We start from the raw sequence: 25,589 nt of genomic DNA on the forward strand, positions 1-25,589 counted from the left end.
GTCGGGCGGGCGGGAAGTGGTGGCCGAAGGTGCTGCGCTCCGAGCTCCACCGCGCGGTGTGCGCGGTCTACCGTGGCCGGATGGAGCTGCGGCAGCTGGACCATTTCCTCGCGGTGGCGCGGCACGGCAGTTTCACCGCAGCCGCCCGCGAGAGACACGTCGTCCAGTCGGCGTTGAGCGCGTCGATCCGCAAGCTGGAGTCCGCGCTGGGTGCGCAGCTGTTCGAGCGCACGACTCGCCGGGTGCTGCTGACCGAAGCGGGGCGGGCGCTGCTGCCGGTGGCGCGGCGGATCGCCGCCGACGTCGTCGTCGCCCGCGGCGAGGTGTCGGCCGTGGCGGGTTTGGCGCGCGGCCGTGTCTCGGTCGGCACCATCCAGACCCTCACGGTGGTCGATCTGCCCGGCGAACTGGGGGAGTTCCGGCTGCAACACCCGGGCGTGCGCATCCACGTGCGGGAGGGGATCGCGCCGGAACTGGTGGATGCCGTCGGCTCCGGTGAACTCGACCTGGCGTACCTGGCAGGCGATGGCAAGCCGGTGGAGGAGCTGGTGAGTTTCGGCGAGTGGAGCCAGCGCATGGTGCTGCTGAGCCACCCGGGACATCGGCTGGCCGACCGGAGTCGGGTTCGCCTGACCGAATGCGACGGTGAACCGTTCGTGGAGTTCAGCGGCAGCGGACTGCAGGCGTTGATCGAGCGCCGGTGCGCCGAGGCGGGGGTGCGCCTCAACCGGGTCTGCGAAGCGACCCACATCCCGCTGCTGGTCGACCTGGTGGCGGCCGGTCTCGGGGTGAGCATCGTGCCCGACGCGATCGCCGAACGCTCCGGGCTGCCCTGCGCGCGGATCGAGGAGCCGAGCATCACCAGGCCGATCCATCTGGTCGGCCGGTCGCCGGAGCCCGCCAACCCGGCGGCTCGGGCGCTGCTGCGCCACCTCGTCGGCTGAGTTCCACATCGGACTGGACGAGCAGGCCGACGCCCGCCAGCAGCGCGATCAGAGCGGCCAGCGGTGCACCCGTGGTTCCCAGCAGCAGCCCGAGCATCAGCGCGCGGACACCCAGACCTCGCAGCAAGCGGGCCACATCGGTGGACGGCATGTCGGCATCCCTCCGAAGTCGAAGCTCGGTGCGGAAAGGGCGGATCGCTCAACCAGTATTCGGCCGCTTTCCGGCGTGGTCCAACACATTTCATCGCTGCGATTCAGCTCTGAAATCGATTGATCGGGAATGCGGGATCGATTGATTTTCCGGACGTCGAAACCGGATGCTGGATTCCATGTTGGAGAACATCGCCCTGTTGTTCGCCGGTGTCGCGGCCGGTGCGTTGAACGCCGTCGGCGGTGGCGGCACGTTCGTCGCGCTGCCCGCACTGGTCGCCGCCGGGTTGCCCCCGGTGACCGCGAACGCGTCGTCGACGGTGGCGCTGCTGCCCGGCGCGCTCGCCAGTGCCTGGGCCTACCGGGGTGACGTCGTGCAGGTCGGGACTCCGTCCCGGGTCGCGTTGACGGCGACGAGCCTGCTGGGCAGTGCACTCGGTGCCGGCTTGCTGCTGGTGCTGCCCGCCGCTTCGTTCGACGCGGCGGTGCCGTGGCTGCTCGCGTTCGCCACGGTCGTGCTCGCGTTCGGCCGGACGCTGTCGCGGATGCTGACCGCGGCGGTGGGCCGGTCGGTCGAGCTCGGCTCCTGGAGTGTCCTCATCGGACAGTTCGTGTTGGCGGGCTACGGCGGCTATTTCGGCGGTGCGGTCGGGATCCTGATGCTGGCGTTGTGGAACGTCGGCCTCGGAATCGACCCGGCGACCGGGAATTCCGCCCGCGTCGTGCAGCTCGCCGCCATCTACGCCACGGCGGCCGGCTTCTTCTTGATCGCCTCAGACGTCCTGAGCTACCCGGTGCAAGTCGCATCCGTGCTGATCGGCGCGGCGGCGGGCGGTTTCGCCGGAGCGCACTGGGCGCGTCGGCTCCCGCCCGCCGTGCTGCGCGGAGTCGTGCTGACCACCGCGATCACGATGACCATCCTCTACTTCGCCAAGGGGTGAGCCGACCGGCGATCGTTGCTGCGGCGCCGCAAGGGAATCGTGCTCTGCCCACCGGAAGCGACGCACCGATGCCGTCCGCCGGTAGCCGACCGGGGAGTACCGCTTCGAGGGAATGAGGTCGCGGTTGCTGAGATCGACGCAATCGGCCATTCGGTATTGCATGAACTTCGAAGTGCGAATTTCCTTTATTGGGCGGTTGGTCCTGCATTCCTTTTTGGTCGCTCTTTCGGGTGATCGAGAGCCGGTCTCGTCGTGCCGATCATGCTAGTGGCGGGCCAGCGGGGCTCGTCATTTCCCGGAAAGGCAAGCCATGCACCATGTTTTGGGCCGGTTGGGCATCGTCGCGGCCGTCCTGGTGACCGCACTGTTCGGCATGTCGTTCGCGGCGGCGGGCGCGGTTTCACCCTCGGATCTGCGTATCGTGAACTCGTCCACCGAGGGCAGCCTGTTGCCGTACGGTTATGGCAACAACTCGAACGATGGAATCTACATGTACGCATGGAATCCGTCTGCCACCGCTGCCGGTGACGAGTGGGCGTTGGACGGTTCGGGCGGGTATTACCTGATTCGCAACAACAAGACCGGAAAGTGCCTCAAACCCGGTGGGCAGTACTACGGGAAGACTTCCCTGACTCAGGGCGAGTGCCGGAATGTTCCTGAATTCCAGTGGTCCCTGTCGAGCAGGTCGTTCGGTAGCGACGAGTACAAGATCGTGTCCCGCTCGACCGAGCAGGTCGTGGCGCCGTACTACGGCAACGCGCTGAACGAGGTCGTCGTCCTGGAGCCGAACACCGACCAGGACAAGAACTGGTGGATCATCAGGAACTCCTGACCGCGAGGATCGCTTCCCCCGCGGGGAACGTGATGCCCGAGAACGGGTCACGACCGGCGGCGGCAGGCGCAACGCGCGCTTGCCGCCGCCGTATCGAGCGTCCCGCTACTCGTCGGCGAGCGGCTCCGCGGTGATCTTGCGCAGCATCAGGCCGCTCGCCGACGCCGCCAGCGCCGCCACCAGCAGGCCGAGCACGATCGGCGCCAGAATCGACGGTGTCAGCGTGGTGCTCTGCTTCATGGCGTTGAGCAATCCGAGACTGACACCGGCGCCTCCGGCCGTCGCCAGGCCGGCCGCGACCAGCGCCGGTAGCGCCGCCTCGGCGTGCAGGGCGCGGACCAGCACCCGGCTCTGCGTTCCGGCGGCGACCAACGCCCCCAAGGTACGGCGCCGATCGATGACCGAACCCGCGGCCGTGATCGCCGCGCTGGCCGCCGCGAGCACCGACGCGATCGACAACCCGATCACCGTGATCCGGTGCAGGTCCCCGGTCATGACCTCCCCGGCGACGTTGCGCGACTCGATCGACTCGATGTCCACGCCGGGGATCGTTCGCGCCATGGCGGTGCGCACCTTGATCCGGTCGGCTTCGGTGGGCGGCAGTACGGACAACGTGGTTTGCCGCGACCCTTCCAACGCGGGCATGACGCCCGGGTCGATGATCATCGTCTCCAGGTCCGGATCGAAGGTGACCGGCGTTCCCGGCGGCACCGGAGTGGCGGGCCGCTCATTGTTGGAAACCGCGATGACCGGACTGACGGTGAGTTCCGAGTTCGGCACACCGCTCGGTGCGTGGACGCCGGGTGGCCCCTCGCACGAGGGCTCATACGAGGTCACCTCGCGAGCCGCGTGGCACTCGATGAGCAGACCGTGGGCGGACGGCCCCCCGGCTCCGTCGACCTGAACCTGCTCGTAGCCGGCGACGGTGGCCCGCACGCCCTGCTCCTGCAACGCGTCGGCGAGGCGTTGGCGCAGCTCGGGCGCCTGACTGCTGGGCACGTCCGCGAGGATCACGCCCTCCTTGTCCGGGCTGCCCATCGAATCGGGTCCGGAAGCCATGGCGGGCAACGCCGTCAGCGCCAGCGACCCGATGAACACCGCGAGCACCATGCCCGAGGCCGATCGGTAGGCGCCCTTCGGGTCGCTGACCAGCCGCCTGCCCGCCAGCAGCATCGAAGGACGGCGCCAAACTCGGGTGAACACGCGTCCGATGGTGGCGGTGATCCAGGGACCGATCAGCGAGAACGACCACACCACTCCGGCGATCGGGGCGATGAGCACCAGGAAACCCGCGCCATCGTCGTACTTCGCCATGCCGAGCAAGAACAACCCGGCGACCACCGCGATCATCAGCAGCCGCCACGCCTTGGGCCTGCTGCGCTGCTGCTGGGTGGCCGCGCTCAGCGGCGAACGCACGACCCGGTGGGCGCCCAGGACGGACGAGGCCACCACCAGCACGGGAACGCCGATCGCCACGCCCAGGATCGACCAGATCGACGGGGTGATGTCGCTGAGCAACCAAGTGCCGTTGCCCCAAGGGATCATGGCGATGAGGTACCGCAGCGGCCAGGTGAACAGCAGCCCCGCCACGGTTCCCATCGCCGCGGCGAGCCCGGTCTCCGCGGCCACCGTCGAGACCACTTGGGCCGGAGTCGCACCCGCCATCCGCAACGACGCCATCCGGCGTTCCCGTCGCGCCGCGGTCAGTCGCGAAGCCGATGCGACCAGGACAAGACTGGGGGCCGCGAGGATGAACAAGCCGAACCACGCCATCGGTTCCAACAGCTCGTCCTCGGCCACCGCCTTGAGCGTCACCAAGGAGTAGGGACTCGCGACCGCGGCGGTCTGGTCCAGGGTGCCTTTCGGGTGCCCCACAACGGCGACGAGCTGTTCCGGGTAGCGCAGCTGCTGCGGGGAGATCGTGCCCGCGATGCGCTCGGGGAAGCGGTCGGCCAGTGCGTTGTCCGGCAGTTCTGCCACTTGCTGCGCAAGTGCCGGGGACAGCAGCACCTCGCCGGGAGCCGGGAACTTCGGGGCCTTCCCGCCGCCGGCGGTGCCGGAGACGTCCAGCCGAGTGATCAGCTCGCCCTGCAGGTAGTCCAGGGAGGCCAGCTCGACCCCACCCGTGTCGGAGACGCCCTGGTGCCCGGACTGCCAGGAGGAGCGTTCGGTGCGCGCCTGCGCCGCGTGCGGCAGCGCCGTGAGGATCAGCACGAGCGCGGTCGCCACCATCACGCCCGCAGCGGTCAGGATCGCCGAGGTGCGGGTGCGGGAGTCGTGCCGCAGCACCCGCACAGCAAGCTGCAGGGGGTTCATCGCGCCACCGCCTGGCCGCGCGCAGGTGCGTTGCTCGCGATGAGACCGTCGCGGATCTCCACCACCCGGCTGCACCGGGCGGCCAGCTCGCGGTCGTGGGTGACCACGACGACCGCGGCACCAGAACGGCTCGCGCTGTCCGCCAGCGCGTTCATCGTCGCTTCCCCGGTGCGGGTGTCGAGTGCGCCGGTCGGCTCGTCCGCGAAGATCACCTTCGGGTTGTGCGCCATCGCCCGCGCGATCGCCACTCGTTGCGCCTGGCCGCCGGAGAGCTGACCGGGCAGTCGTTGCTCCATGCCGGTCAACCCCAACCCGGTCAGCCACTCTCGTGCGGTGCCGGTGGCCTTGCGCCGGTCGGTGCCGCCGAGCAGCAGCGGCAGCGCCACGTTCTCCTCGGCGGTCAGCTCACCGACGAGCATGCCCTGCTGGAACACAAAACCGAACTCGTGGCGCCGCAGCTCGCTGCGCTTGGTCTCGGAAAGCTGGTCGATGCGGCGCCCGTCGAACATGACCTCCCCGCGGTCCGGCCGGAGGATCCCGGCGAGCACGTGCAGCATGGTGGTCTTGCCGGAGCCGGACGGCCCCACGATCGCCAGCACTTCACCGGCTTGCACCGCGATGTCCGCGCCCCCCAACGCCCAGTGCTCGCCGTACTGCTTCGCCAGGCCGTTGCCCGCCAACAGCGTCCGGCTCGCCGGTATGTGCCCCTGCTGCATGTGTGTCGTCCCCTCGGTCAAGATGCGCGCCGTTCGGCGCAACCGCTGATGCCAAAGTCGATCGAGAGAAACGTTCGCAGCGAACGAGGGAACGCGCCTCAGCCGACAGGTCGCCCGGGGTCGTCTGATCGGCCGGGAGCGCCTGGCCGATCAGCCTGGGGAAGGCAACCGGAATCAGGTGTGCCGCCGCTCCGGTGCAGAGGCGGCCGACGCGCAATGGAGCGAGCAGCACGGAAGGGGCCCCTTCGATGACCGGCCCGGATGTACCGGCGTTCGTTCCGGCGGGAACAACGGCGATGCCGTCGAGGCCGGCTTCGCGCCGGGCATGACCGCCGTCCGCGACACGACGGAAGCAGCCGCCCGCACCGTCCGCGCCGGAGTCCCGACGGCACCGCGCTCACGGAGTCCTCGCACCGGGTGAACCCCGGCGATCTCGACCACAGCTACCCGCTCCCGCAGGTTGGCGGAGTGAACGGACCGTTCGTCTGATCTGGTTGGTCGAACGGTCCGTTGACTCGGTCTCGCGGAGCTGTGGGCGTAGGTCGTGGGTGGTTCGGGGTGGGGTGAACGGACCGTTCGTCTGATCTGGTTGGTCGAACGGTCCGTTCACTCACTTCCGCTGTGCGCGGTCGGTCAGGCGAGGAGGTCGAGGCCGGCGCGGACGATGCTGTCGGTGTCCAGGCCGTGGTGGTGGTACACGTCCTCGGGGGAGCCGGACTGGCCGAAGCCGGTGACGCCCAGCGTCGTGCCGGGGACCTGGTTGATGGTGGCGAGGTAGGCCAGCGTGTGCGGATGGCCGTCGCAGATCGTCACCATCGGTGCGGCGCGATGCGCGGGGAAGGCTTGGTCCAAGATCCAGCTCGAACCCTCCTGGCGGCCCTGCCGGGCTCGCAGTGCCCGGAACAGCAGGTCGGGGCTGGTCACGCACACGACGTCGGCGTCCACTCCGGCTTGGCCGAGGCGATCCGCGGCGGCCAGCGCCTCGGTCACCGTCACGCCCATCGCGGCGATGGTCAGCTTCGGGTTCTCCGTGCTGCGCAACGGATACGCGCCCGCGACGACCTGGCGCCTGCGGCGTTCCCGCGCCGCCGGATCCGTCGGCACCGCCGCCAGCGTCTGATCGACCTGCCGCGTCGACAACCGCAGGTACGCCGAGGATCCGTCCGGTTTCCCCAGCTGTGCCAGCGAAGCCAGCAACGTCCACTCCACGTCGAGCGCGAACGCGGGCTCGTAGCTCACGCATCCCGGCTGCTCCAGGCCGATGGACGGAGTCTTGATCGACTGGTGAGCGCCGCCTTCCGGCGCGAGGCTCACGCCGGATGGCGTGCCGACGAGGATCGACTGCCCGCCCGCGTAGATCCCGAATGCCCACGGCTCCAGCGCGCGTTCCACGAACGGGTCGTAGAGGACGCCGATCGGCAGCAGCGGCTCACCCCACCGGCTCCAGGTGGCGCCGAGTTCTCCCAGCAGCCCCACCAGGTTCGTCTCCGCGATGCCGAGCTCGAGGTGCTGACCGGTGGGCTGCTCGCGCCAGTGCAGGATCGTCTCGGCGTCGTCGGCGAACCAGTCGCGGCGTTGCCGCGAGGACCACACGCCGACCTTGTTCACCCAGCCGCCGAGGTTCGTGGTGGAGCTGACGTCGGGGCACACGGTGACGACGCGGCGCGCGGCCTCCGGGGACTGCCGGGTGAGGTCGAGCAGCACCCTGCCCAGCGCTGCTTGGGTGGTCGCGGCTCCCGCAGGTGTGCGGCCGATGTCCGTCGGCAAGGCCGGCGGCGGGGTGCTGGACGTGCTGTCGCGCCGCAACCGCGCACCCGTGGCCGCGCACAGCCGGCCGGCGGCGCCGTCGGCGTCGAACCGCTCCCACGGGCGGTCCACAGCGGCGCCCAGCCTCGGCGCCAGTTCGGCGAACTGGTCCTGGGTGAGCAGCGAGGAATGGTTCTGCGGGTGGCCCTCGGTGGGCAGGCCGTGGCCCTTCACCGTGTACGCGAAGATCACCGTGGGGCGGCTGTCGTCGATCTCGCCGAACACGTCGCGCAGTGCGCCCAGGTCGTGGCCGCCGAGGTTGCGCGCCGCGTCGAGCAGCGTCGCGTCGTCCAGCTCGGCGAGCAGCCCGGAGATCGCGTCCCGGTCGGCGCCGTCGCCTGGCAACCGCTCGCGCAGCTGCGCGGCGTCGCAGCGCAGCAGCCGTTGGAACTCGGGGTTCGTCATCCCGTCGATGCGGTCCCGCAGCTGCGCGCCGCCGGGCCGGGTGAACAGCTCCTCCAGCAGCCGCCCGTACTTGAGCTCCAAGGTCTGCCAGCCCGCGGCGGCGAACATGCCGCGCAGCCGCCCGGCGGCGATGTTCGGCACCACCCGGTCCAGGGATTGCCGGTTGAGGTCGACGATCCACACCAGCTCGCCGAGTTCGGCGACCGACGGATCCAGCAGCGCCTCCCACACCGCGCCCTCGTCCAGTTCCGCGTCCCCGACCAGGGAGAACTGCCGCCCGGTGCCGCCGCGTTCGGTCGTGGAGCGCACGTAGCGCCGCGCCAGCGCACCCCAGATCGGGGCGGTCGCACCGATGCCGACGGAACCGGTGGAGTAGTCCACCGGATCGGGGTCCTTCGAGCGGCTCGGGTAGCTCTGCAACCCGCCGAACTCCCGCAGTGTCGGCAGATAGCTCTCGTCGAGCTCCCCGATGAGGTAGTTGATCGCGTGCAGCACGGGGGAGGCGTGCGGTTTCACCGACACGCGGTCGTCGGGGCCGAGTTCGTGGAACCACAACGCCGTCATGATCGACACCATCGAGGCGCAGGACGCCTGGTGCCCGCCGACCTTCAGGCCCGACGGGTTCGGCCGGTTCCGGTTCGCCTCGTGGATGATCGCCGTGGACACCCACAGCACCCGCCGCTCGATCTCGGCGAGCGTCGCGTCATCGCGGGCACCACCGCGCGTCGCGTCCTCATGGGCGACTGCGTTGTCCACCATCGGCCGAACACCTCCCTGGCAAGGCGGCCACCGCCACCTTTGGGCATGAATTCTGGAAAGCCCACCAACTAGTCGTTTTCTGCACAAGACGGGGGCGCATAATGAAGCAGATTGCTCAACCGGTCATATCCGAGCCTGGGAGGAGTTGAGCAGAGTGCCCACTCCGGAGTCGGTCGACGCCGTGGACGCCCGGCTGCTGCTGGCCATCACCCGCACGCCCCGCGCCACGATCAGCGCGCTCGCCGAGGAGACCGGGTTGTCGCGCAACACGGTGCAGAGCCGGGTGAGCAGGCTGGAGGAACGGGGCGCCCTGAGCTCGTTCGAACGTCGCGTGGACCCGCGAGCCTTGGGTTACCCGCTGCGGGCGTACGTGACCACCCGCGTCACCCAAGCCAAGCTCGGCCCGGTCGCCGACGCGCTGCGCGCCATCCCCGAAGTGCTGGAGGTGTCCGGGATCAGCGGCCACACCGATCTTTTCGTGCAGGTCGTCGCCCGCGACACCGACGACCTGTACCGCATCGCCGGTCAGGTGCTCGCGATCCCCGGCGTGGAACGCACCGACACCGCCTTGGTGATGCGCGACCTCGTCGACTACCGCCTCACCCCACTGCTGAACCGGCTCGCCGACGAGTGATCGGTGCATTGTGGACATGAAGGTCGTCCGTTGGAACGGTGGGGTTTTCTGGGAGCGGGTGGCCGTTCCGGCTGTGAACGGGGCGGTCACCCGCGGTTCAGGCCTGGTCTGCGGTGGACAGCTCCAGGGTTCGGCGTGCGCGCCGGATCACCGGTGCGTCGATCATGCGGCCGTTGACCACCAGGACGGCGAGGCCGTCGCGTTCGGCCCGTTCGGCGGCCAGCACGATCTCGCGAGCGTGCTCGACCTCGTCCGGGCCGGGACGCATCGCCTCGTGGACCTCGCCGATCTGCTTGGGGTGAATGCACATCCGCCCGAAGAAGCCGAACCGCAGCAACCGCTGGGTGTCCGCCCGGTGGGCGTCCAGGTCCGCCAGCTCCACCGACACCGGAGCGGGCGGCGGGGCGAGACCTTCGGCGGCAGTGGCGGCCACGATGCGGGAACGCGCCCAGCGCAGCGGCTCCGCGTCCACCTCGGGCGCGCAGACGCCGAGGTCGTCGGCGAGGTCGTATTCGCCCAAGCTCAACGAACGCACGCGTTCCACGGTCGCCAGTTCCCGCGCCTGCCACAGGCCGGTGGCCGTCTCGATCAGCGCCAGCAGCGGTACCTCGGTGCGTGCCGAAACTTCCCGCAGCACCGCCGATTCCGCTTTCGGCACGACGATCCCGGCGATCGGCACGTCCCGCAGCGCCGCCAAGTCGTCGGCGAGATCGTGCTCGTCGTTGTTGACGCGAACCCAGATCCGGCCCGCCCGGTCCGGGTCTTCCCGCAGCATCGGGATCAGGGCTTCGCGGGCCGCGCGCTTGCCGTCGACGTGCACGGCGTCCTCGAGGTCGGCCACCACCACGTCCGCGACGTCGGCGGCCTTGCGCAGGCGGTCGGGCCGGTCGGCGGGGCAGAACAGCCAGCTGCGCGGATTCACCACCCGACCTTCCCCTTCCCGGCCACGAGGGATTTCGCGATGACGGTGCGCATGATGTCGCTGGTGCCCTCGCCGATGGTCATCAGGATCGAGTCGCGGTAGAGCCGTTCGATCTCGAACTCGGCGGAGTAGCCGTAGCCGCCGTGCACCCGCATCGACTCCTGCGCGGCCTGCAACGCGACCTCGGAGGCGAACAGCTTCGCCATGCCCGTCTGGAGGTCGGCGCGTTCGCCGCTGTCGAGTTTGCTGGCCGACCAGTACGACAGCAGCCGTGCGGCCTGCAACTGGGTGGCCATCTCGGCGATCCGGATCTGGATGGCCTGGAACTCGGCGATGGGTTTGCCGAACGCCTTGCGCTCGGAAGCGTAGGCGAGCGCCTCGTCGTAGGAGCGTTGCGCGATGCCGAGGCTGCGCCCGGCGATGTTGAGCCTGCCGGTCTCCAGCGCCGACAGCACCTGCTGCATGCCGCGGCCCTCAACGCCGCCGAGCAGGTTCTCCGCGGGCACCCGCACGTCCTCGAAGACGACCTCGCAGGACTCGGTGCCCTTGTAGCCGAGCTTCGGGATGTCCTTGGTGACGGTGAACCCCGGCGTGTCCGCGTCGACGAGCAGCACGCTCATGCCCTTGTGCGCGGGCTCGGCGCCGCGATCGGTCTTCACCAGCACGGGCAGCGGGTCGGCGTAGCGCGCGTTGGTGATCCACATCTTGCTGCCGTTGACGACGTAGTGGTCGCCGTCGCGCTCGGCGGTGGTGCGGATGCCCTGCAGATCGGTGCCCGCGTCCGGTTCGGTCAGTGCGATGCCGGTGCGGCGCGCGCCGGTGGCCAGCTCCGGAAGGTACTTCCGCTTCTGGTCGTCGGTGCCGTGCCTGCTGAGCATCCAGGTGGACACGGAGTGGCTGCCGAGGATGCCGGCGACGCCCATCCAGCCGCGCGCGATCTCCTCGAACACGAGGGTGAACGACACGAAGTCGGCGTCCACACCGCCGTACTCCTCGGGAATCATCAGCCCGAACAGCCCGAGTTCGCCCATCTTCGCCACGATCTCGGTGGGGTAGCGGCCTTCGTGCTCCCATTCCTTGGCCACCGGCACGATCTCGGTGTTCACGAAGTCCCGCAGGACCTGCTGGAACTGGGCCTGTTCCTCGTTCAGCTCGAAATCCACGGCGCGTCTCCCTCCGCTCCGAAAGCACCTTCGCCCGCCAGCCGCCGGAACTCGGCCGCGTCCACCCCGAGCAATTCGTCCAAAGTGGACGAAGTGTGTTCGCCGAGGAACGGCGCGCGCTGGTGCTCCGCGCGGGGCTCACCCGCGCGCACCGGGGAGGCGACTTGTTTGACCTGGCCGAAACGCGGGTGCTCGGTGGTGACGACCATGCCGCGTGCTTCGGTGTGTTCTTCCTGCAGCGCCTGCGGAATCGTGTTGATCGGTGCGCACGGCACCCCGGCGGTCTCCAGCAGCGCGAGCCACTGCTCGGTACCGCGCCGCGCGAGTTCCTGCTCGATCAGCTGCACGCAGGCCGTGGAGTTCTCGTAGCGGTCCGAGGTGGTCGCGAACCTCTCCTCGGCGGCCCAGGCGGGGGAGCCGAGGACCTCGACGAACTTCTCCCAGAACTTCTGCTTCGCGCAGCCGATCACGATCCACGAGTCGGCGGTGGGGAAGTTCTGGAATGGGACCAGGCTCGGATGTGCCGAGTGGTGCGTGCGCCGCGGCTCGAACCCGGCGTTGAGGTGCCAGGTGGCGAGGTAGGTGAGCATGCCGATCGCCGTGTCGTAGAGGCTCACGTCGCAGTCCGCGCCCACCCCGTCGCGCCGAGCGCCGTGGATCGCCGACAGCAGCGACAGCGCCGCCACCAGCCCGCCGGAATAGTCCACCATGGACAGTCCGGACTTGGTCGGCGGTCCGTCCGGCTCGCCGGTGACCGACATCCAGCCCGCCAGGCCCTGCAACATGTAGTCGTAGCCCGGCTGCTTCGCGCGCGGACCGGTCATGCCGTAGCCGGACAGCGAGCAGCACACGATCCGCGGATTGGCGTGCTTGAGGTCCTCGTAGCGGATGCCCATCTTCGCGGGCACGTCACCGCGCAGGTTCGAGTACACCGCGTCGCTGACGCCCACCAGCTTCTCGAAGACCTCGCGGCCCGCGGTGCTGGTGAGGTCGAGGACGACGGAACGCTTGTTGCGGTTGAACGCCTCGAAGAACAGCGAATCGCCGTCCTCGGCATAAGGCGGGGTGAGGCGGCCGACGTCGCCGCCGAAGCGCGGATCCTCGATCTTGATGATCTCCGCGCCGAGGTCGGCCAGGTGCACCGACCCGAACGGGCCTGCGCCGTACTGCTCGACGGCGAGGATCCGCATGTCCTGCAACGGCAAGCGGTTCACCACGCGCCTCCGTCCACGTCCAGCTTCAGCGGGCCGTTCTTCGCCTCGGGGAACGAGTCGATCGCCTCGGCGTGCTCCTGCTTGTAGATCAGCACGGTGCGATCGAACGACAGGCACTCGTCGCCCTCGGCGTTGAGCGCGCGGGTGTGCACGTTGACCAGGCCCGCGTACGGGCGCGACTTGGACTCCCGCTTGCCGGTGCAGATCGACTCGCCGTAGAGCGTGTCGCCGACGTAGACGGGGTGGCTGAGCTGGATGTTGTTCATCGCCAGGTTCGCGACCGCGCGCTGGCTGATGTCGCTGACGCTCTGGCCGAGCAGCATCGCGATGGTGAGGCCCGAGTTGACCAGGACCTTCTCGAACGGCGTCTTCGCGGCGTAGTGCGCGTCGAAGTGCGCGGGATGGGTGTTCATCGTGAGCAAGGTGAACCAGGTGTTGTCCGCCTCGCTGATGGTGCGCCCCAGCGGGTGCTTGTAGACGTCTCCGACGACGAAGTCCTCGAAGTAGCGCCCTTGCCGACCTCCGTGCACGGCCACCGCCGCACCTCCTGTTCCTCGTCGCCGAGGCTCCGCGAGGGCGGATCGGCAGTGGGCGACCGCGCCGGGAGCTTCCGGGGAGTATGCGGCGCGGATCGGCCGCGATGCAATACGTCAGACAATTGGAGTAGTGGTCGCCCCGGGAGGAAGGCGGTGTCCCGTAGTCTGGGGCGACACCGATCGGTACGACACCAGATCCGACCGGACCCGCCGAGGAAGAACGAGGCGACGATGACGGCCAATACAGGCGGCCCCGCGCGGTTGCGGGTGCGTCCCGTGCAGGCGGCCTACCGGCAGGTCGCCGAGCAACTCCGCGACCAGATCGTCAGCGGCGCGCTACCGTCCGGTTCGCGGCTGCCCAGCGAGACCGAGCTCGCCACGATGTTCGGCGTCAGCCGCAGCACCGTGCGCGAGGCGCTGCGCCAGCTCGCCAGCCAGCACCTGATCGACACGACCCGCGGCGCCACCGGCGGCAGCTTCGTCGCCGCACCCGACGCCGGTCTGATCGCCGACAACCTCGGCGGCAGCCTCGGCCTGCTGGTCAACTCGCGGAACCTGAGCGTCGACAACCTGATCGAGGCGCGGCTGCTGCTGGAGCCGCACGCCGCGCGCCTGGCCGCCGAACGCGCCACCGCCGAGGACCTCGCGGAACTGCGGCGCACCGTGGAGCACACCGCGCACCTCGACCCGGACGAGGGCTTCACCGTCCACTGGGACTTCCACACCACGCTCGTGTCGATCAGCGGCAACCCGCTGCTGCACGTGATGTGCCAGCCGATCAACGTGGTGCTGCGCGGCCGGATGCACCGCGACCGCGTGGCCAGGCAGGCGTGGGAAGGCATCGACGAGGACCACGTCAAGATCTACGAAGCGGTCGCGGGCGGCGAGTCCGACACCGCCGAAACCCTGATCCGCGACCACCTCCTCGGCCTCCGCCCCCTCTACGAACGCATGGGCGACTGACCGGTCCTCGTTCGATCCGAACCGCGCGTCGATGCCACTGGGCGGGCATCACGCCGCCGTGTCTCGCCACCCTGACGTCGGATCACTGATCCGTCAGCACCGAACGGGGATCGTCCGCTTCCGTCCCGGTGGGGTCGAAAATCGAGCGGCGGAAAATGTCAGACTTTTGTCTTGATTGGGTGTGGGGTGGGATTGCACACTGTGCGCGTCGGATGTGCCGTGCATCCGCTGGGTCATCAATGACGAGGCCAGCAAGGAGGCGCCCATGCCTGCCATCGCGGACGTGCTCGGCGAATTCGCCGAACGCACCACGTTGCGGGACGTTCCGGACGAGGTCCTGGGACGTGCCCGGCATCTCGCGCTCGATTCGGTCGGAGTCGCGTTCGCCGCGGTGGACCAGGAATTCACGCAGCGGGCGCGCAAGGCCGCGGCCGCGCTGGGTCCCGGCGAGCAGCCGGTGCTGGGCCTGCCGGATCGACTGGCGCCGCGGGAGGCCGCGCTGCTCAACGCGGTCCTGGTGCACGGCTTGGACTTCGACGACACCCACCTGCCCGCCGTCACGCACGTCTCGGCGACCGCGCTGCCGGTGAGCCTCGCCGCCGGCATTCAGCACGGCCGTTCCGCGGAGGACCTGCTGCTGGCCTACGTGCTCGGCATCGAGATCAGCGCCCGGATCGGCACCGTCGCGCACGGCGGGTTCCACGCCGCCGGTTTCCATCCCACGGGGCTGGCGGGGGCGTTCGGTTCGGCGGTCGCCGCGGCGAAACTGGCCGGACTCGCCGCCGACGGCATCGCCGAATCGCAGCGCATCGTCGGCTCGATGGCGTCGGGCATCCTGGAGTTCCTCACCGACGGCGCGTGGACGAAACGCCTGCACCCCGGGTGGGCGGCGACCAGCGCGCTGACCGCGGCCACGTTCGCCTCGGTCGGCTGGCCCGGACCGGAGGCGGTCTACGAAGGCCGCTACGGGCTCTACGCCACGCACCTGCGCGACAGCGATTGGGACGCCGCCGAAGCGATCGACGGACTGGGGGAGCGCTGGGAACTGCTGTCCACCGCGGTCAAGCCGTACCCGAGCTGCCACTTCACCCACGCCTTCGCCGACGCGATCCTGTTCCTCAAGGACTCCGAGGGATTCGACGCGAACGAGGTCGACACGGTCCGCTGCCTCATCCACGAGACCCCGGCCGCCGCGGTGTGCGAGCCGATCGAGCGCAAACGCCGTCCGCAGGACGACTACGACGCGAAGTTCAGCCTCCCGTTCATCGCCGGCGCGTGCCTGGCCCGCGACCGGCTCACCCTCGACGAGTTCACCGCGGAATCGTTGGCGGACCCGGAGATCCTGCGGCTCGCGCAGCTGGTGGAGATCGCCGACGACCCGGACAGCCGCTTCCCGCAGGCGTACTCGGCGGAAGTCGAGATCGTGCTGACCGACGGCCGCCGCCTGCACAGCCGCGAGGACGTCAACCGCGGCCACACCGAACGGCCGCTGTCGGAAGCCGACATCCGCGCCAAGTTCACCGGCAACCTGGGCGACCGCGCCCAGCAGACGATGGAGCACGTGCTCGCGCTCGGCACCGGTGGCAGCGCCGCCGAGTTCGCCGAAGCGCTGCGCGCTGCCTGATTCCGCGCATTTCCGCGCCTACCAGATACCGAGGGCGGTACTCCCATGCCTGAAACGGCAGCGCGTTCTTCGCGCGAGAACAGATCGGCACCTTCCGGACGGCCGTTGTCGGCGGCCCGGATCGCCGGTTCGTCCCTGCTCGGGACGCTGATCGAGATCTTCGACTTCATCATCTACTCGTTCATGGCGGCCTTGGTGTTCGGGCCGCTGTTCTTCCCCGGCGCCTCACCGTGGATGGGCACGCTGGCCGCGCTGGCCACGCACGCCGTCGCGTTCGGCATGCGTCCGCTCGGAGCGGTGCTGTTCGGCAAGCTCGGCGACAGCCGGGGCCGTCGCACGGCGTTGCTGACGTCGATGCTGATGATGGGCGGCGCGACCGTCGCCATCGGCCTGCTCCCGCCGTTCGCGGTGGCCGGGTTCTGGGCACCGGTGCTGCTGGTGGTGTGCCGCCTGCTGCAGGGCCTCGCCGTCGGCGGCGAGTGGGGCGGTGCGGTGCTGGTCGCGGTGGAGCACGCGGAACCGAAGCGCAAGTCGCTCTACGGCGCGTTCGTGCAGCTCGGCACCGTGCTGGGCATCGGGTTGGCCAGCGCGGTGATCCTCGTCGTGAACCTCTGGGTGAGCGAGCAGGCGTTCCTGTCCTGGGCGTGGCGGCTGCCGTTCTTGGCCAGCGCACTGCTGATCGTGCTCGGATTGGTGCTGCGCAGGCGACTGGAGGAGACGCCCGCGTTCCTGGCCGAGGTGGCCAAGCGGGAGAGCGGCGAGAAGCAGGCACGGCCCACCGTGCGCGCGGTGTTCCGAGACCACGGCCTGGCGCTGCTGGCGGGTTCGCTGATGTGGTCGGCGCCGTGTTCCTACCTGTACGTGCTGATGACGGGACTGGTCGCCTACACCAAGCAGTACGTCCCCGAGCTCACCGCGGTGAACGTCCAGTTCGGCCTGCTGATCACCTCGGTGCTGCTGGTGGGGTTGACGTTGGTGAGCGCGATGAACGCGGACCGGTGGGGCCGGGAACGGCTCACGATCGGCTCCGGTGTGCTGCTGGTGCTGTGGGCGTTCCCGGCGCTGTGGCTGGTCGACAGCGGCGGATTCGGCGCGATGCTGCTGGCGATGCTGGTCGGCACGGTCTGCTACGCCGCGTTCAACGGCGCGGTGCCGTCACTGCTGTCGGAGTTGTTCCCGGTCGACGCCCGCTACACCGGAGCCGGGCTGTGCATCGCGTTCGGCACGGCCATCGCGGGCGGCCTGCTGCCGATCGGCGCGCTGGCTCTGGTGGGCACCTTCGGCGGTTCGTCGGTACCGCTGTCGTTGACGCTGGTGCTCTGCGGGGTCATGACGGTGATCGGCGTAACCCTCTCCACCCGCATCGAACGCCACACGTGATCCGACCTTTCAACGTGGCTTGCGTGAGTGTCCGGGTAGCGGAACCTCAGCGGCTTCCTCACTGCGGGAACGCTTTCCGCTGCAGCAGTCCTGCTCAGCGAAAATCGCTGTCCTCGCGAGGAAGCCGCTGAGAACCGGCCGGTGGTCTTTTCGCGCTGGCTGGTCACTGCTCATCGGCGTCGCCGCTGACAAGACGACCGGCCACGATCAAAAGATCGTTCTGCGAGGGTTCCTGCGCTGTCCTGCGAACGCCGTGCCGTCGTTGCGCCGGTAGGACGAACTCGTCCGCCCGGTCGCCTCGATCGCGCGGCGTTCGCGCGTGCGGGCGGGAGATTTTCCCGTGCACGCAGCGAAGTCGTGCGGGTTCGCACGGTTGCTGCGGCCACTTCGAGTGCACGTCGCGGTACCCGGCGTGGGCGAATTCGGTCCACTGTGATCGGTCCCATAAGGGCTCGCCCCGATCGGGGCCGGGAGCGTGCGATCGTGTACGACTGTTCGATGAAGCGCACCCGGCGCCGCTGAAAGGCCACCATGCCCTGGTACCTCCCCGTGACCGAGCCGTGTCCGCCCCGTGCGGCGGCCGGTCGGCCGGAGCGAGGGTGGCCGAGTTTTCGGGCCGTGCGCGGAATATGTTGCGCGACAAGGCCGTTCCGAACTGGTGTGGTCGGTGTCAGTGCGGCACCGGCCGATCCGCGCCGGAGGTCCGCCGCAGCGGACCGGTCGGCGCCGGAACCGGCGCGCATCAGGTCATCGCGCCCGCGAGGCGCTGCGAGGACCTGTGCGCGGCGGAGCCCCGATCCTTGTTCGCGGTGTTCAACGACGAGTGCCACGACGTTCCCGCAACCGTGGTGATGGGTTAGGTAAGCGAGCGAGCTATGAGCATCAAGATCGGATACAAGGCGTCCGCCGAGCAGTTCGGCCCGCGCGACCTGGTGGAGTACGCCGTCCAGGCCGAGCGATGCGGCCTGGACAGCGTGATGGTCTCCGACCACTTCCAGCCGTGGCGCCACAACCAGGGGCACGCGCCGTTCGCGATGTCCTGGATGAGCGCGGTGGGGGAGCGGACCTCCAGCATCCAGATGGGCACCAGCGTGCTCACCCCGACCTTCCGGTACGAGCCCGCCGTGGTGGCGCAGGCGTTCGGCACGCTCGGTTCGCTGTACCCGGGCCGGGTCATGCTCGGCGTCGGCACCGGTGAGGCGCTCAACGAGACCGCGGTGACCGCGCGCGAGTGGCCGGAGTTCAAGGAGCGGTTCCGCCGCTTCCGCGAGGCCATCGACCTCATCCGCACGTTGTGGACGGAGGATCGGGTCAGCTACGAGGGCGAGTACTACCGCACCTCCAACGCGACGATCTACGACCGGCCCGAAGGCGGCGTGCCGATCTACGTGGCCGCCGGTGGCCCGATGGTCGCCAAGTACGCGGGCCGCGTCGGCGACGGGTTCATCTGCACCAGCGGCAAGGGCATGGAGCTCTACACCGACAAGCTGCTGCCCGCCGTCGAGGCCGGGGCGGAGGCCGGTGGCAAGAAGGCCGCCGACATGGAGAAGATGATCGAGATCAAGCTCTCCTACGACCCCGACCGGGAACGTGCGCTGCAGAACACCCGTTTCTGGGCGCCGCTGTCGCTGCCCGCCGAGCTCAAGCACAGCCTCGACGACCCGGAGGCGATGGAGAAGGCGGGCAACGACCTGCCGATCGAGCAGGTGGCGAGCCGCTGGATCGTGGCCTCCGACCCGGAAGAGGTGCTCTCCGAGGTCAAGGCCTACATCGACGCCGGCTTCGACCACCTCGTGTTTCACGCGCCCGGCTCGGACCAGACCCGCTTCCTGGAGTCCTTCTCCAAGGACGTCGCGCCCCGCATCCGCGAACTCTGCGCCTGATCCAGGCGGTACCCAGGCCCGCCGTCCGAGCCCGACTCGGACGGCGGGCCTTTTTCCTGCGCGAGTTCGCCGCACCGGCGGTCACGCGAGGTCGGGCATCGTTCGAGCCGTCTGCCGGGCCTTGTCCCGCAGCCAGCGATGCGCGGCGTCATGGGTGTGCACCGGATGCCACCACAGGGACTCCTGCAGCGGCACCGCGTCGTGCGGGCCGTCCACCACCCGCACGGGGGCGACCGGGCGCAACAGCTCCGCGAGCCGTTCCTGGATCAGCGCGACGCGGCGGGTACCGGCCAGCAGGTGCGGGATGTTCTGGAAGCCGTCCACCGACACCTCGACGCTCGGTTCGACGCCGAGCACCCCCAGTTGGCGCACCGCGGGCGCGTCGTAGGTGCGCTGGTAGGTCACCCACGGCAGCCGCGCCAGGTCGTCGAGCTCCAGCCGGTCGCCGACCTCCGGGTTGTCCTCCGACACCAGGAAAACCCAGCGGTCCGCGTACAGCTCGGTCGACGGGAAGTCGCTGATGATGCCGTGCGGCATGAGCAGGCCGTCGATGCCGCTGAGCAGCGCGCCGGTGCGCTCGACGACGTCCGGCGGGGGCTGGCGGAAGTTCAAGTGCACCCGAGGCGCTTCGCGGTGGACGGCGCGGGAGAGTTCGGCGCCGAACACGGCGATCGCGTAGTCGGACCCCAGCAGCGTGAACGTGTGCCGCTCCGTGGCCGGGTCGAAATCGGCCCGGCTGGTGAACAGCCGGTCCAGCATGTCGTAGGCGGTCGTGGTGCGGTCGAGCAGGACCTGTCCCAACGCGGTGAGGTCGTAGCCGCCACCCGCGCGGTGGAGCAGTTCGTCGCCGAAGTGCCGTCGCAGGCGGGCGAGCGCGGCGCTCATGGCGGGCTGGCTCAGCCCGATCCGCTGACCGGCGCGGGTGACGTTGCGCTCTTCGAGCAGGGCGCGAAGAGCCACCACAAGATTGAGATCCAAGCTCTCCAGCTGCATTCGCCGTTGGTCCTCTTCGCAGGGGGTCGGGTGGCGGAACCTCAGCGGTCTTCTCGCTGCGGGATCTTTTTCCCAAGTGGCTCCGCCACGAGGGAGAAGGCTGTCCTCGCGAGAAGACCACTGAGAACCCGCGGGTGGTCTTGTTGCTCTGGTGGTCGCTGTTCAGTGGCTTCGCCGCTGAAAGGAACTGCTGTTCATCGCGTTGTATTCGTGTTGTGGATGGAGCGTATCCGGAGAATCGATTTCCCGGATTCAGGTGGGGCGGTGAGACTGGGTTCCTGGTGATCGGGAGGTCGGATTCGTGGAACTCGCAGGTGGGGCAGTCCTGTTCAACGCGCCGTTCGCGCTCGCCACGCTGTCGGTGGCCGAGGATCCGGGGAACGAGCGGTTCCCGGCTCTGGTCGTGCCGGAGGGCGTGGCGCTCGACCTGCGGGGCGTCGTCGGCGATCGTGGAACATCCGTGCGGACGCTGCTGGAGCGCTGGGACGAGGTTCGCCCTCGGCTGGGCGAGGTGGTGCGGGATCGGGCCGGGCCGTGGCGGGACCTCGCGCGGCTGCGCGTGCACGCGCCCGTCGAGCCGCGGCAGGTCTTCCAATCCGGCGCCAACTACCGGCAGCACGTCATCGACCTGGAACTGGCGCACCGCGCGGCCGACGATCCGCGCACGCCCGAGCAGGCGCGGGCGGAGATCGCGGCGGTGATGGACCGGCGGGCGGCGGAGGACCTGCCGTACGTGTTCATCGGCCTGCCGAGCGCGCTCACCGGACCGCACGACGACGTGGCGATCCCGTCCCGGTGCGCGAAGCCGGACTGGGAACTGGAGCTGGCGGCGGTGATCGGCAGGCCCGCCTACCGCGTTCCGGTGGACGAGGCGCTGTCGTACGTCGCCGGCTACACCATCGCCAACGACCTGACCGACCGGGCCGCGGTGTTCCGCCGGGACATGCCCGCGATCGGCACGGACTGGCTGGCGTCGAAGAACGCACCCGGATTCACCCCGCTCGGGCCGTGGCTGGTTCCGGCGGAGTTCGTCGGTGACCTCGGGGCGCTGCGGCTCACGTTGCGCCTCAACGGGCGGGCGATGCAGGAGGAGTCCACAAAGGACATGATTTTCGGGGTGGCGCGGTTGATCGCCCACGTGTCCGCATCGGCCCGATTGCTGCCGGGGGACGTGCTGCTCACCGGTAGTCCGGCGGGAAACGGGATGCACTGGGGTCGGCTGCTGCGTGACGGCGACATCATGGAGAGCGCGATCACCGGGTTGGGCGCGCAGCGCACGCGTTGCGTCGGGGAGGAATCGTGATCGACCGCGCTGACCCGGAAGGGGCGATCGCCGAAGCAGCCGAGCGCTGCTCGAACTGGGGCCGCTGGGGGCCGGACGACCGGCTGGGCACCCTCAACCACCTCGACTCCGCGAAGCGGCGCGAAGCCGCCGGGCTGATCCGCCGGGGTGCGAGCTGGTCGCTGTCGCTGCGGTTCGACGTCGACGGCCCGCAGCGCGGCTGGCGGCGGCGCACCAACCCGGTGCACACCATGCTCGATACCGGAACCGACGCGGCCCTGGGCAACCAGGGTTTCCCGCACGGCATGGGCGGGGCCGACGACGTGATCGCGATGCCGTTGCAGTGCTCCACGCAGTGGGACGGACTCGGGCACATCTTCGACCACGGCAAGGCGTGGAACGGCCGTCCGGCCGAGCAGGTCGTGACCTCCGACGGTGACCTGGTCACCGGGATCGAGCACTTCGCTGCGCACGTGGCCGGTCGCGGCGTGCTGCTGGACGTGGGCCGGGTGGTGGGCGGCGGCGAACTCGCCGACGGCTTCGCGATCACCGAGGAGCACCTGACCGCCACCGCCGAGCAGCACGGCGTCGAGGTCGGGCGAGGTGACATCGTGCTGGTCCGCACCGGGCAGCTGACTCGCGTCCGCGACGGCTGGGGGGAGTACGCGGGAGGTCCGGCGCCGGGATTGTCGTTCGGCACGGCGGGATGGCTGCACCGCACCGAGATCGCGGCGATCGCCACCGACACCTGGGGATTCGAGGTGCGGCCCAACGAGTTCGACGACGCGTTCCAGCCGCTGCACCAAGTGGTCATCCCGAACATCGGCCTGCTCGTCGGGGAGATGTGGGACCTCGATGCGCTCGCCGCGGACTGCGTGCAGGACGGAGTGCACGAGTTCTGGCTCACCGCCGCGCCGCTGCCCATCACGGGCGCGGTCGGCTCACCCGTCAACCCGATCGCGGTCAAGTGACCACCGCCCCCGAAGGGAACTCCATGCGACACGCGCATCGTCGAGTCCTCGTCCTCGGTGGTGGGACCGCCGGGAACGCCCTCACCGTCCTGCTGCGCGGGAGCGGGATCGACGTCGATCTGGTCGAGTCCACATCGGACTGGAACGCTGATGCCGGGTCCGGGATCACGTTGCAGGGGAACGCGTTGCGGGTCCTGCGAGAAGTCGGGGTGCTGCCGGCGGTGCTCGCTCAGGGCTTCGCGTTCGACTCGCTCGGCATCACCGCGGCCGACGGCACCGTGCTGCACGTCGCCACGGATCTGCGCACCGGCGGCGCCGACCTTCCGGCCACGGTCGGCATGCGCCGGCCGCAGCTGCAACGGCTGCTGAGCGAGGCCGTGCGGGCCTCCGGCGCCCGCGTGCGGCTGGGAACCCGGGCCGTGGAGGTGCGTCAGGACGCCGACACCGTCGAGGTCGGGTTCTCCGACGGCTCGTCCGGGGAGTACGACCTGGTCGTCATCGCCGAGGGCGTGCGTTCCGCGACGCGGGCGCTGATCGGCATCGGCGACCGGCCGGTGCCGACCGGGATGGCGATCTGGCGGGCGCCCGTACCTCGCCCGCGCGGGGTGGCACGCACCGATGTGGCCTACGGCGGGCCGTGCTTCATCGCCGGGTACTGCCCGACCGGACCCGACACGATGTACGCCTACCTGGTCGAGCGGAACCGGGACCGGGCGAAGCCGGACCCGGACTCCTACGCGGACGAGATGCGCGGTCTGGCAGCGGGATACGGCGGTGCCTGGCCGGAGATCAGCGCCGCGATCACCGACCCGCGCCGGATCAACTACACGTGGTTCGAGCGGTACCTGGTGGAAGGACCGTGGCATCGCGGTCGTTCTGTGCTCGCGGGCGACGCCGCGCATTGCTGCCCGCCCACGATCGCGCAAGGCGCGGCGATGTCCCTGGAGGACGTCCACGTGCTCGCCGAGTTGCTGACCGGCGCCGAGGACTGGGACGACGAGCTGCTGAACGGTTACCGGGAGCGCCGGATGCCGCGAGTGCGGATGGTCGTGGACGCATCGGTGCGGATCGGGGAGTGGCTGCTGCGGTCGGCGCCGGACGCGGACATCCCCGGCCTGATGGGCCGCACCATGACGGCGTTGGCGGTGCGCCCATGATTATGTCCACAGTGGACGTTCATGCGCACGTGCTGCTGCCGGAACTGGACGAGGCGGTCGCCGGACGGCCCGGTCACGCCGAATCGCGGGAACTCGACGCGCGTCGCAACGGCACCGAAGCCCTCGCGGTCAACCGCCGGATGATCGGCGAGCGGCTCCCCCTGCTGACCGATCCGGCTCGGCGGCTCGCGGCGATGGACGCCGCCGGAGTGGACGTGCAGCTCGTCAGTCCTTCACCGTCGCACTATCACCACTGGGCCGGCCCCGGCCTGGCCGAGGAACTGTGCCGCCGGGCGGGCGAGGGCACGGCCGCGCACTGCGCGACCGCCCCCGACCGGCTGGTCGGCCTCGGCTTGGCGCCGTTGCAGCATCCGGTCCTGATGGCGCGATCGCTGGAGGACGCGCTCGCTCGCGGCCTGGTCGGTGTCGAGATCTCCTCGCACGCGCCCGGTTCCGGCGCCGCGCCGCCGGTGGAGCTCTCGGATCCACGGCTCGCGGAGTTCTGGGACCTCGCCGAACGGGCCGGTGCGCTGGTGTTCCTGCACCCGTTCGGCTGCACCCTCGACGAGCGGTTGGACCGGTGGTACCTGTCCAACTCCGTGGGCCAGCCCGTGGAGAACGCGGTGGCGCTGTCGCACCTGATCTTCTCCGGTGTGCTGGACCGCCACCCGGAGCTGCGGCTGATCGCGGCGCACGGCGGCGGCTACCTGCCCGCGCACCTCGGCCGCGCCGACCACGCGTGGCGCACCCGTCCCGACGCGCGGGCAGGCTGCGCCCGCGAACCCAGCGCGTACCTGCGGAACCTGTACTTCGACTCGCTCGTGCACGACCCGTTCGCGTTGCGGGAGCTCGTGCGGGCGGCGGGTGCCGGCCGCGTGCTGCTCGGCTCCGACTTCCCCTTCGACATGGGGACCGGGGACCCGCTGGGCGCACTGCGCGCGGCCGAGGTCTCCGAACCCGATTTCCACGCCATCCGCGGCGGGAACGCCGCGGCCCTGCTGCCCATCCGAGGAGGAACCCCATGACCGAGCGGCTGCTCACCCACCTGCGGCACGTCGACCTCGCCGTGCCGGACTACGACAAGCAATTGGACTTCTACTCCGGTGTCTGGGGCCTGACGAAGGTCGCCGACGACTCCGGTGTGTCGTTCCTGGCCGCCGAAGGATCACCGGAGAACTACGTGATCCGGCTGCGCAAGGCCGACGAGAAGCGGCTCGACCTGGTCTCCTACGGAGTGGCGAGCCCGGCCGACGCGGACCTGCTCGCGGAACGCCTGCTCGCGGGCGGGGTGGAGCTGATCACGCGACCGGGACCGATCGACACTCCCGGCGGCGGATACGGATTCCGCTTCTTCGACGTGGACGGGCGCACCATCGAGGTCAGCGCCGACGTGCGGGTCCGCGCGCACCGCAAGATCGAGGAGCGGGAGGCGGTGCCGGTGCGGCTCTCGCACGTTGTGCTCAACTCGCCGGATCTCGACCGCACCCGGCTCTGGTACCAGCGGCACCTCGGGTTCGCGCTCTCGGACACCCTCAGCTCGCCGCACATGGGCGATGTCATGCACTTCATGCGGATCAGCGACCAGCACCACTCGATGGCGCTGGCCCGCGGGCCGCACACCTCGCTGCACCACATCTCCTTCGAGATGCGCGGCCTCGACGAGTACATGCGCGGTTCCGGTCGGGTGCTGCGGTCCGGGTACCGCAAGATCTGGGGTCCTGGTAGGCATTTGGCGGGGGACAACACGTTCACCTACTTCCTGGACCCGCACGGCAACACCATCGAGTACACCACCGAACTGGAACTGCTCGACGAGGACACCTGGCACCCGCACGTCTACGACTTCAGCGAGCCGGAGGTCACCGACCAGTGGGGGACGTCGAACCCGATGAACGAGCTGGTGGCGAAGGAGTCCTTCAACGATCCGGACCGGGGCTGCTTCATCGCTCCGCCCGTGTGAGCCCGCCGGGACCCGAGGGTTCCTTCGCCCGAACGACG

The 25,589-nt window shown here is 69.8% G+C and carries 21 protein-coding genes; 13 read left to right on the forward strand and 8 right to left on the reverse strand.

The features are described 5' to 3' along the window. Nucleotides 1–80: 80 nt before the first annotated feature. The 3 genes from H2Q94_RS11545 to H2Q94_RS11555 all read left to right on the forward strand — a co-directional run bounded on the left by H2Q94_RS11545 (nt 81) and on the right by H2Q94_RS11555 (nt 2,867). Nucleotides 81–944, forward strand: a complete 864-nt coding sequence (locus H2Q94_RS11545; protein WP_243794568.1) for a LysR family transcriptional regulator — start codon at nt 81–83, stop codon at nt 942–944. Nucleotides 945–1,273: 329 nt separating this feature from the next. Continuing rightward, nucleotides 1,274–2,035 carry a sulfite exporter TauE/SafE family protein gene (locus tag H2Q94_RS11550; protein WP_243794569.1) on the forward strand — a complete coding sequence of 254 codons (762 nt, stop codon included), beginning with the start codon at nt 1,274–1,276 and terminating at the stop codon, nt 2,033–2,035. Between the two features lie 355 nt (nt 2,036–2,390). Next, on the forward strand, nt 2,391–2,867 hold the full coding sequence (locus H2Q94_RS11555; protein ID WP_243794570.1) for an RICIN domain-containing protein: 477 nt from the start codon (nt 2,391–2,393) through the stop codon (nt 2,865–2,867). Nucleotides 2,868–2,972: 105 nt separating this feature from the next. Here the strand turns inward: H2Q94_RS11555 and H2Q94_RS11560 are convergent, their stop codons facing one another. From H2Q94_RS11560 to H2Q94_RS11570, 3 genes are all read right to left on the reverse strand, one after another. After that, nucleotides 2,973–5,183 carry an FtsX-like permease family protein gene (locus tag H2Q94_RS11560; protein WP_243794571.1) on the reverse strand — a complete coding sequence of 737 codons (2,211 nt, stop codon included), beginning with the start codon at nt 5,181–5,183 and terminating at the stop codon, nt 2,973–2,975. Next, nucleotides 5,180–5,899, reverse strand: coding sequence for an ABC transporter ATP-binding protein (locus H2Q94_RS11565; RefSeq protein WP_243794572.1), 720 nt, complete (start codon nt 5,897–5,899; stop codon nt 5,180–5,182). Before H2Q94_RS11565 ends, H2Q94_RS11560 begins: the two co-directional genes overlap by 4 nt. Before the next feature lie 633 nt (nt 5,900–6,532). Continuing rightward, nucleotides 6,533–8,869, reverse strand: a complete 2,337-nt coding sequence (locus H2Q94_RS11570) for a transketolase-like TK C-terminal-containing protein (protein WP_243794573.1) — start codon at nt 8,867–8,869, stop codon at nt 6,533–6,535. Between the two features lie 154 nt (nt 8,870–9,023). On the opposite strand from H2Q94_RS11570, the gene H2Q94_RS11575 reads away from it, so the two are divergent. Next, nucleotides 9,024–9,503 carry an Lrp/AsnC family transcriptional regulator gene (locus H2Q94_RS11575; RefSeq protein WP_243794574.1) on the forward strand — a complete coding sequence of 160 codons (480 nt, stop codon included), beginning with the start codon at nt 9,024–9,026 and terminating at the stop codon, nt 9,501–9,503. 97 nt (nt 9,504–9,600) lie between these two features. Here the strand turns inward: H2Q94_RS11575 and H2Q94_RS11580 are convergent, their stop codons facing one another. Genes H2Q94_RS11580 through H2Q94_RS11595 form a run of 4 tightly spaced genes read right to left on the reverse strand, consistent with a single transcriptional unit; the run spans nt 9,601 to nt 13,338 of the window. After that, nucleotides 9,601–10,425 carry an HpcH/HpaI aldolase/citrate lyase family protein gene (locus tag H2Q94_RS11580; RefSeq protein ID WP_243794575.1) on the reverse strand — a complete coding sequence of 275 codons (825 nt, stop codon included), beginning with the start codon at nt 10,423–10,425 and terminating at the stop codon, nt 9,601–9,603. Then, nucleotides 10,422–11,588 (reverse strand): acyl-CoA dehydrogenase family protein, encoded by a 1,167-nt coding sequence (locus H2Q94_RS11585; protein ID WP_243794576.1) that lies wholly within the window; start codon nt 11,586–11,588, stop codon nt 10,422–10,424. The genes H2Q94_RS11580 and H2Q94_RS11585 overlap by 4 nt, the downstream gene beginning before the upstream one ends. Then, nucleotides 11,573–12,805 (reverse strand): CaiB/BaiF CoA transferase family protein, encoded by a 1,233-nt coding sequence (locus H2Q94_RS11590; protein ID WP_243794577.1) that lies wholly within the window; start codon nt 12,803–12,805, stop codon nt 11,573–11,575. The genes H2Q94_RS11585 and H2Q94_RS11590 overlap by 16 nt, the downstream gene beginning before the upstream one ends. Further along, a complete protein-coding gene (locus tag H2Q94_RS11595) occupies nt 12,799–13,338 on the reverse strand; it encodes a MaoC family dehydratase (RefSeq protein WP_243794578.1) in 540 nt (179 codons plus the stop codon). Before H2Q94_RS11595 ends, H2Q94_RS11590 begins: the two co-directional genes overlap by 7 nt. 231 nt (nt 13,339–13,569) lie before the next feature. On the opposite strand from H2Q94_RS11595, the gene H2Q94_RS11600 reads away from it, so the two are divergent. The 4 genes from H2Q94_RS11600 (at nt 13,570) to fgd (ending at nt 19,188) form a co-directional block, all read left to right on the forward strand. Further along, complete coding sequence (locus H2Q94_RS11600) at nt 13,570–14,301, forward strand: FadR/GntR family transcriptional regulator (RefSeq protein ID WP_243794579.1); 732 nt, start codon at nt 13,570–13,572, stop codon at nt 14,299–14,301. A gap of 265 nt (nt 14,302–14,566) precedes the next feature. Beyond that, nucleotides 14,567–15,925, forward strand: coding sequence for an MmgE/PrpD family protein (locus H2Q94_RS11605; RefSeq protein WP_243794580.1), 1,359 nt, complete (start codon nt 14,567–14,569; stop codon nt 15,923–15,925). Between the two features lie 45 nt (nt 15,926–15,970). Next, entirely contained in the window at nt 15,971–17,305 is a 1,335-nt protein-coding gene (locus H2Q94_RS11610) for an MFS transporter (protein ID WP_243794581.1), read from the forward strand. An 875-nt stretch (nt 17,306–18,180) separates the two neighbouring features. Further along, entirely contained in the window at nt 18,181–19,188 is a 1,008-nt protein-coding gene (gene fgd / locus H2Q94_RS11615; RefSeq protein ID WP_243794582.1) for a glucose-6-phosphate dehydrogenase (coenzyme-F420), read from the forward strand. An 81-nt stretch (nt 19,189–19,269) separates the two neighbouring features. On the opposite strand, the gene H2Q94_RS11620 is transcribed toward fgd, so the two are convergent. Next, entirely contained in the window at nt 19,270–20,181 is a 912-nt protein-coding gene (locus H2Q94_RS11620; protein ID WP_243794583.1) for a LysR family transcriptional regulator, read from the reverse strand. 301 nt (nt 20,182–20,482) lie between these two features. Between H2Q94_RS11620 and H2Q94_RS11625 the strand changes: the two genes are divergently transcribed. Genes H2Q94_RS11625 through H2Q94_RS11645 form a run of 5 tightly spaced genes read left to right on the forward strand, consistent with a single transcriptional unit; the run spans nt 20,483 to nt 25,551 of the window. After that, a complete protein-coding gene (locus H2Q94_RS11625) occupies nt 20,483–21,484 on the forward strand; it encodes a fumarylacetoacetate hydrolase family protein (RefSeq protein WP_243794584.1) in 1,002 nt (333 codons plus the stop codon). Next, nucleotides 21,481–22,434 carry a cyclase family protein gene (locus H2Q94_RS11630; protein WP_243794585.1) on the forward strand — a complete coding sequence of 318 codons (954 nt, stop codon included), beginning with the start codon at nt 21,481–21,483 and terminating at the stop codon, nt 22,432–22,434. Before H2Q94_RS11625 ends, H2Q94_RS11630 begins: the two co-directional genes overlap by 4 nt. A 23-nt stretch (nt 22,435–22,457) precedes the next feature. Further along, nucleotides 22,458–23,591 (forward strand): FAD-dependent monooxygenase, encoded by a 1,134-nt coding sequence (locus tag H2Q94_RS11635; RefSeq protein WP_243794586.1) that lies wholly within the window; start codon nt 22,458–22,460, stop codon nt 23,589–23,591. Between the two features lie 2 nt (nt 23,592–23,593). Beyond that, a complete protein-coding gene (locus H2Q94_RS11640) occupies nt 23,594–24,616 on the forward strand; it encodes an amidohydrolase family protein (protein ID WP_243795662.1) in 1,023 nt (340 codons plus the stop codon). Continuing rightward, a complete protein-coding gene (locus H2Q94_RS11645; RefSeq protein ID WP_243794587.1) occupies nt 24,613–25,551 on the forward strand; it encodes a VOC family protein in 939 nt (312 codons plus the stop codon). Before H2Q94_RS11640 ends, H2Q94_RS11645 begins: the two co-directional genes overlap by 4 nt. The last annotated feature ends 38 nt before the right edge of the window (nt 25,552–25,589 follow it).

Origin of the sequence: Saccharopolyspora gloriosae (assembly GCF_022828475.1) — a bacterium.
GTDB lineage: Bacteria > Actinomycetota > Actinomycetes > Mycobacteriales > Pseudonocardiaceae > Saccharopolyspora_C > Saccharopolyspora_C gloriosae_A.

Coding starts and splice junctions, on each gene's coding strand:
- H2Q94_RS11600 (WP_243794579.1), top strand. CDS start 13,570: ATGACGGCCAATACAGGCGGCCCCGCGCGGTTGCGGGTGCGTCCCGTG.
- H2Q94_RS11570 (WP_243794573.1), bottom strand. CDS start 8,869: ATGGTGGACAACGCAGTCGCCCATGAGGACGCGACGCGCGGTGGTGCC.
- H2Q94_RS11620 (WP_243794583.1), bottom strand. CDS start 20,181: ATGCAGCTGGAGAGCTTGGATCTCAATCTTGTGGTGGCTCTTCGCGCC.
- H2Q94_RS11640 (WP_243795662.1), top strand. CDS start 23,594: ATGTCCACAGTGGACGTTCATGCGCACGTGCTGCTGCCGGAACTGGAC.
- H2Q94_RS11645 (WP_243794587.1), top strand. CDS start 24,613: ATGACCGAGCGGCTGCTCACCCACCTGCGGCACGTCGACCTCGCCGTG.
- H2Q94_RS11550 (WP_243794569.1), top strand. CDS start 1,274: ATGTTGGAGAACATCGCCCTGTTGTTCGCCGGTGTCGCGGCCGGTGCG.
- H2Q94_RS11565 (WP_243794572.1), bottom strand. CDS start 5,899: ATGCAGCAGGGGCACATACCGGCGAGCCGGACGCTGTTGGCGGGCAAC.
- H2Q94_RS11545 (WP_243794568.1), top strand. CDS start 81: ATGGAGCTGCGGCAGCTGGACCATTTCCTCGCGGTGGCGCGGCACGGC.
- H2Q94_RS11635 (WP_243794586.1), top strand. CDS start 22,458: ATGCGACACGCGCATCGTCGAGTCCTCGTCCTCGGTGGTGGGACCGCC.
- H2Q94_RS11610 (WP_243794581.1), top strand. CDS start 15,971: ATGCCTGAAACGGCAGCGCGTTCTTCGCGCGAGAACAGATCGGCACCT.
- H2Q94_RS11605 (WP_243794580.1), top strand. CDS start 14,567: ATGCCTGCCATCGCGGACGTGCTCGGCGAATTCGCCGAACGCACCACG.
- fgd (WP_243794582.1), top strand. CDS start 18,181: ATGAGCATCAAGATCGGATACAAGGCGTCCGCCGAGCAGTTCGGCCCG.
- H2Q94_RS11560 (WP_243794571.1), bottom strand. CDS start 5,183: ATGAACCCCCTGCAGCTTGCTGTGCGGGTGCTGCGGCACGACTCCCGC.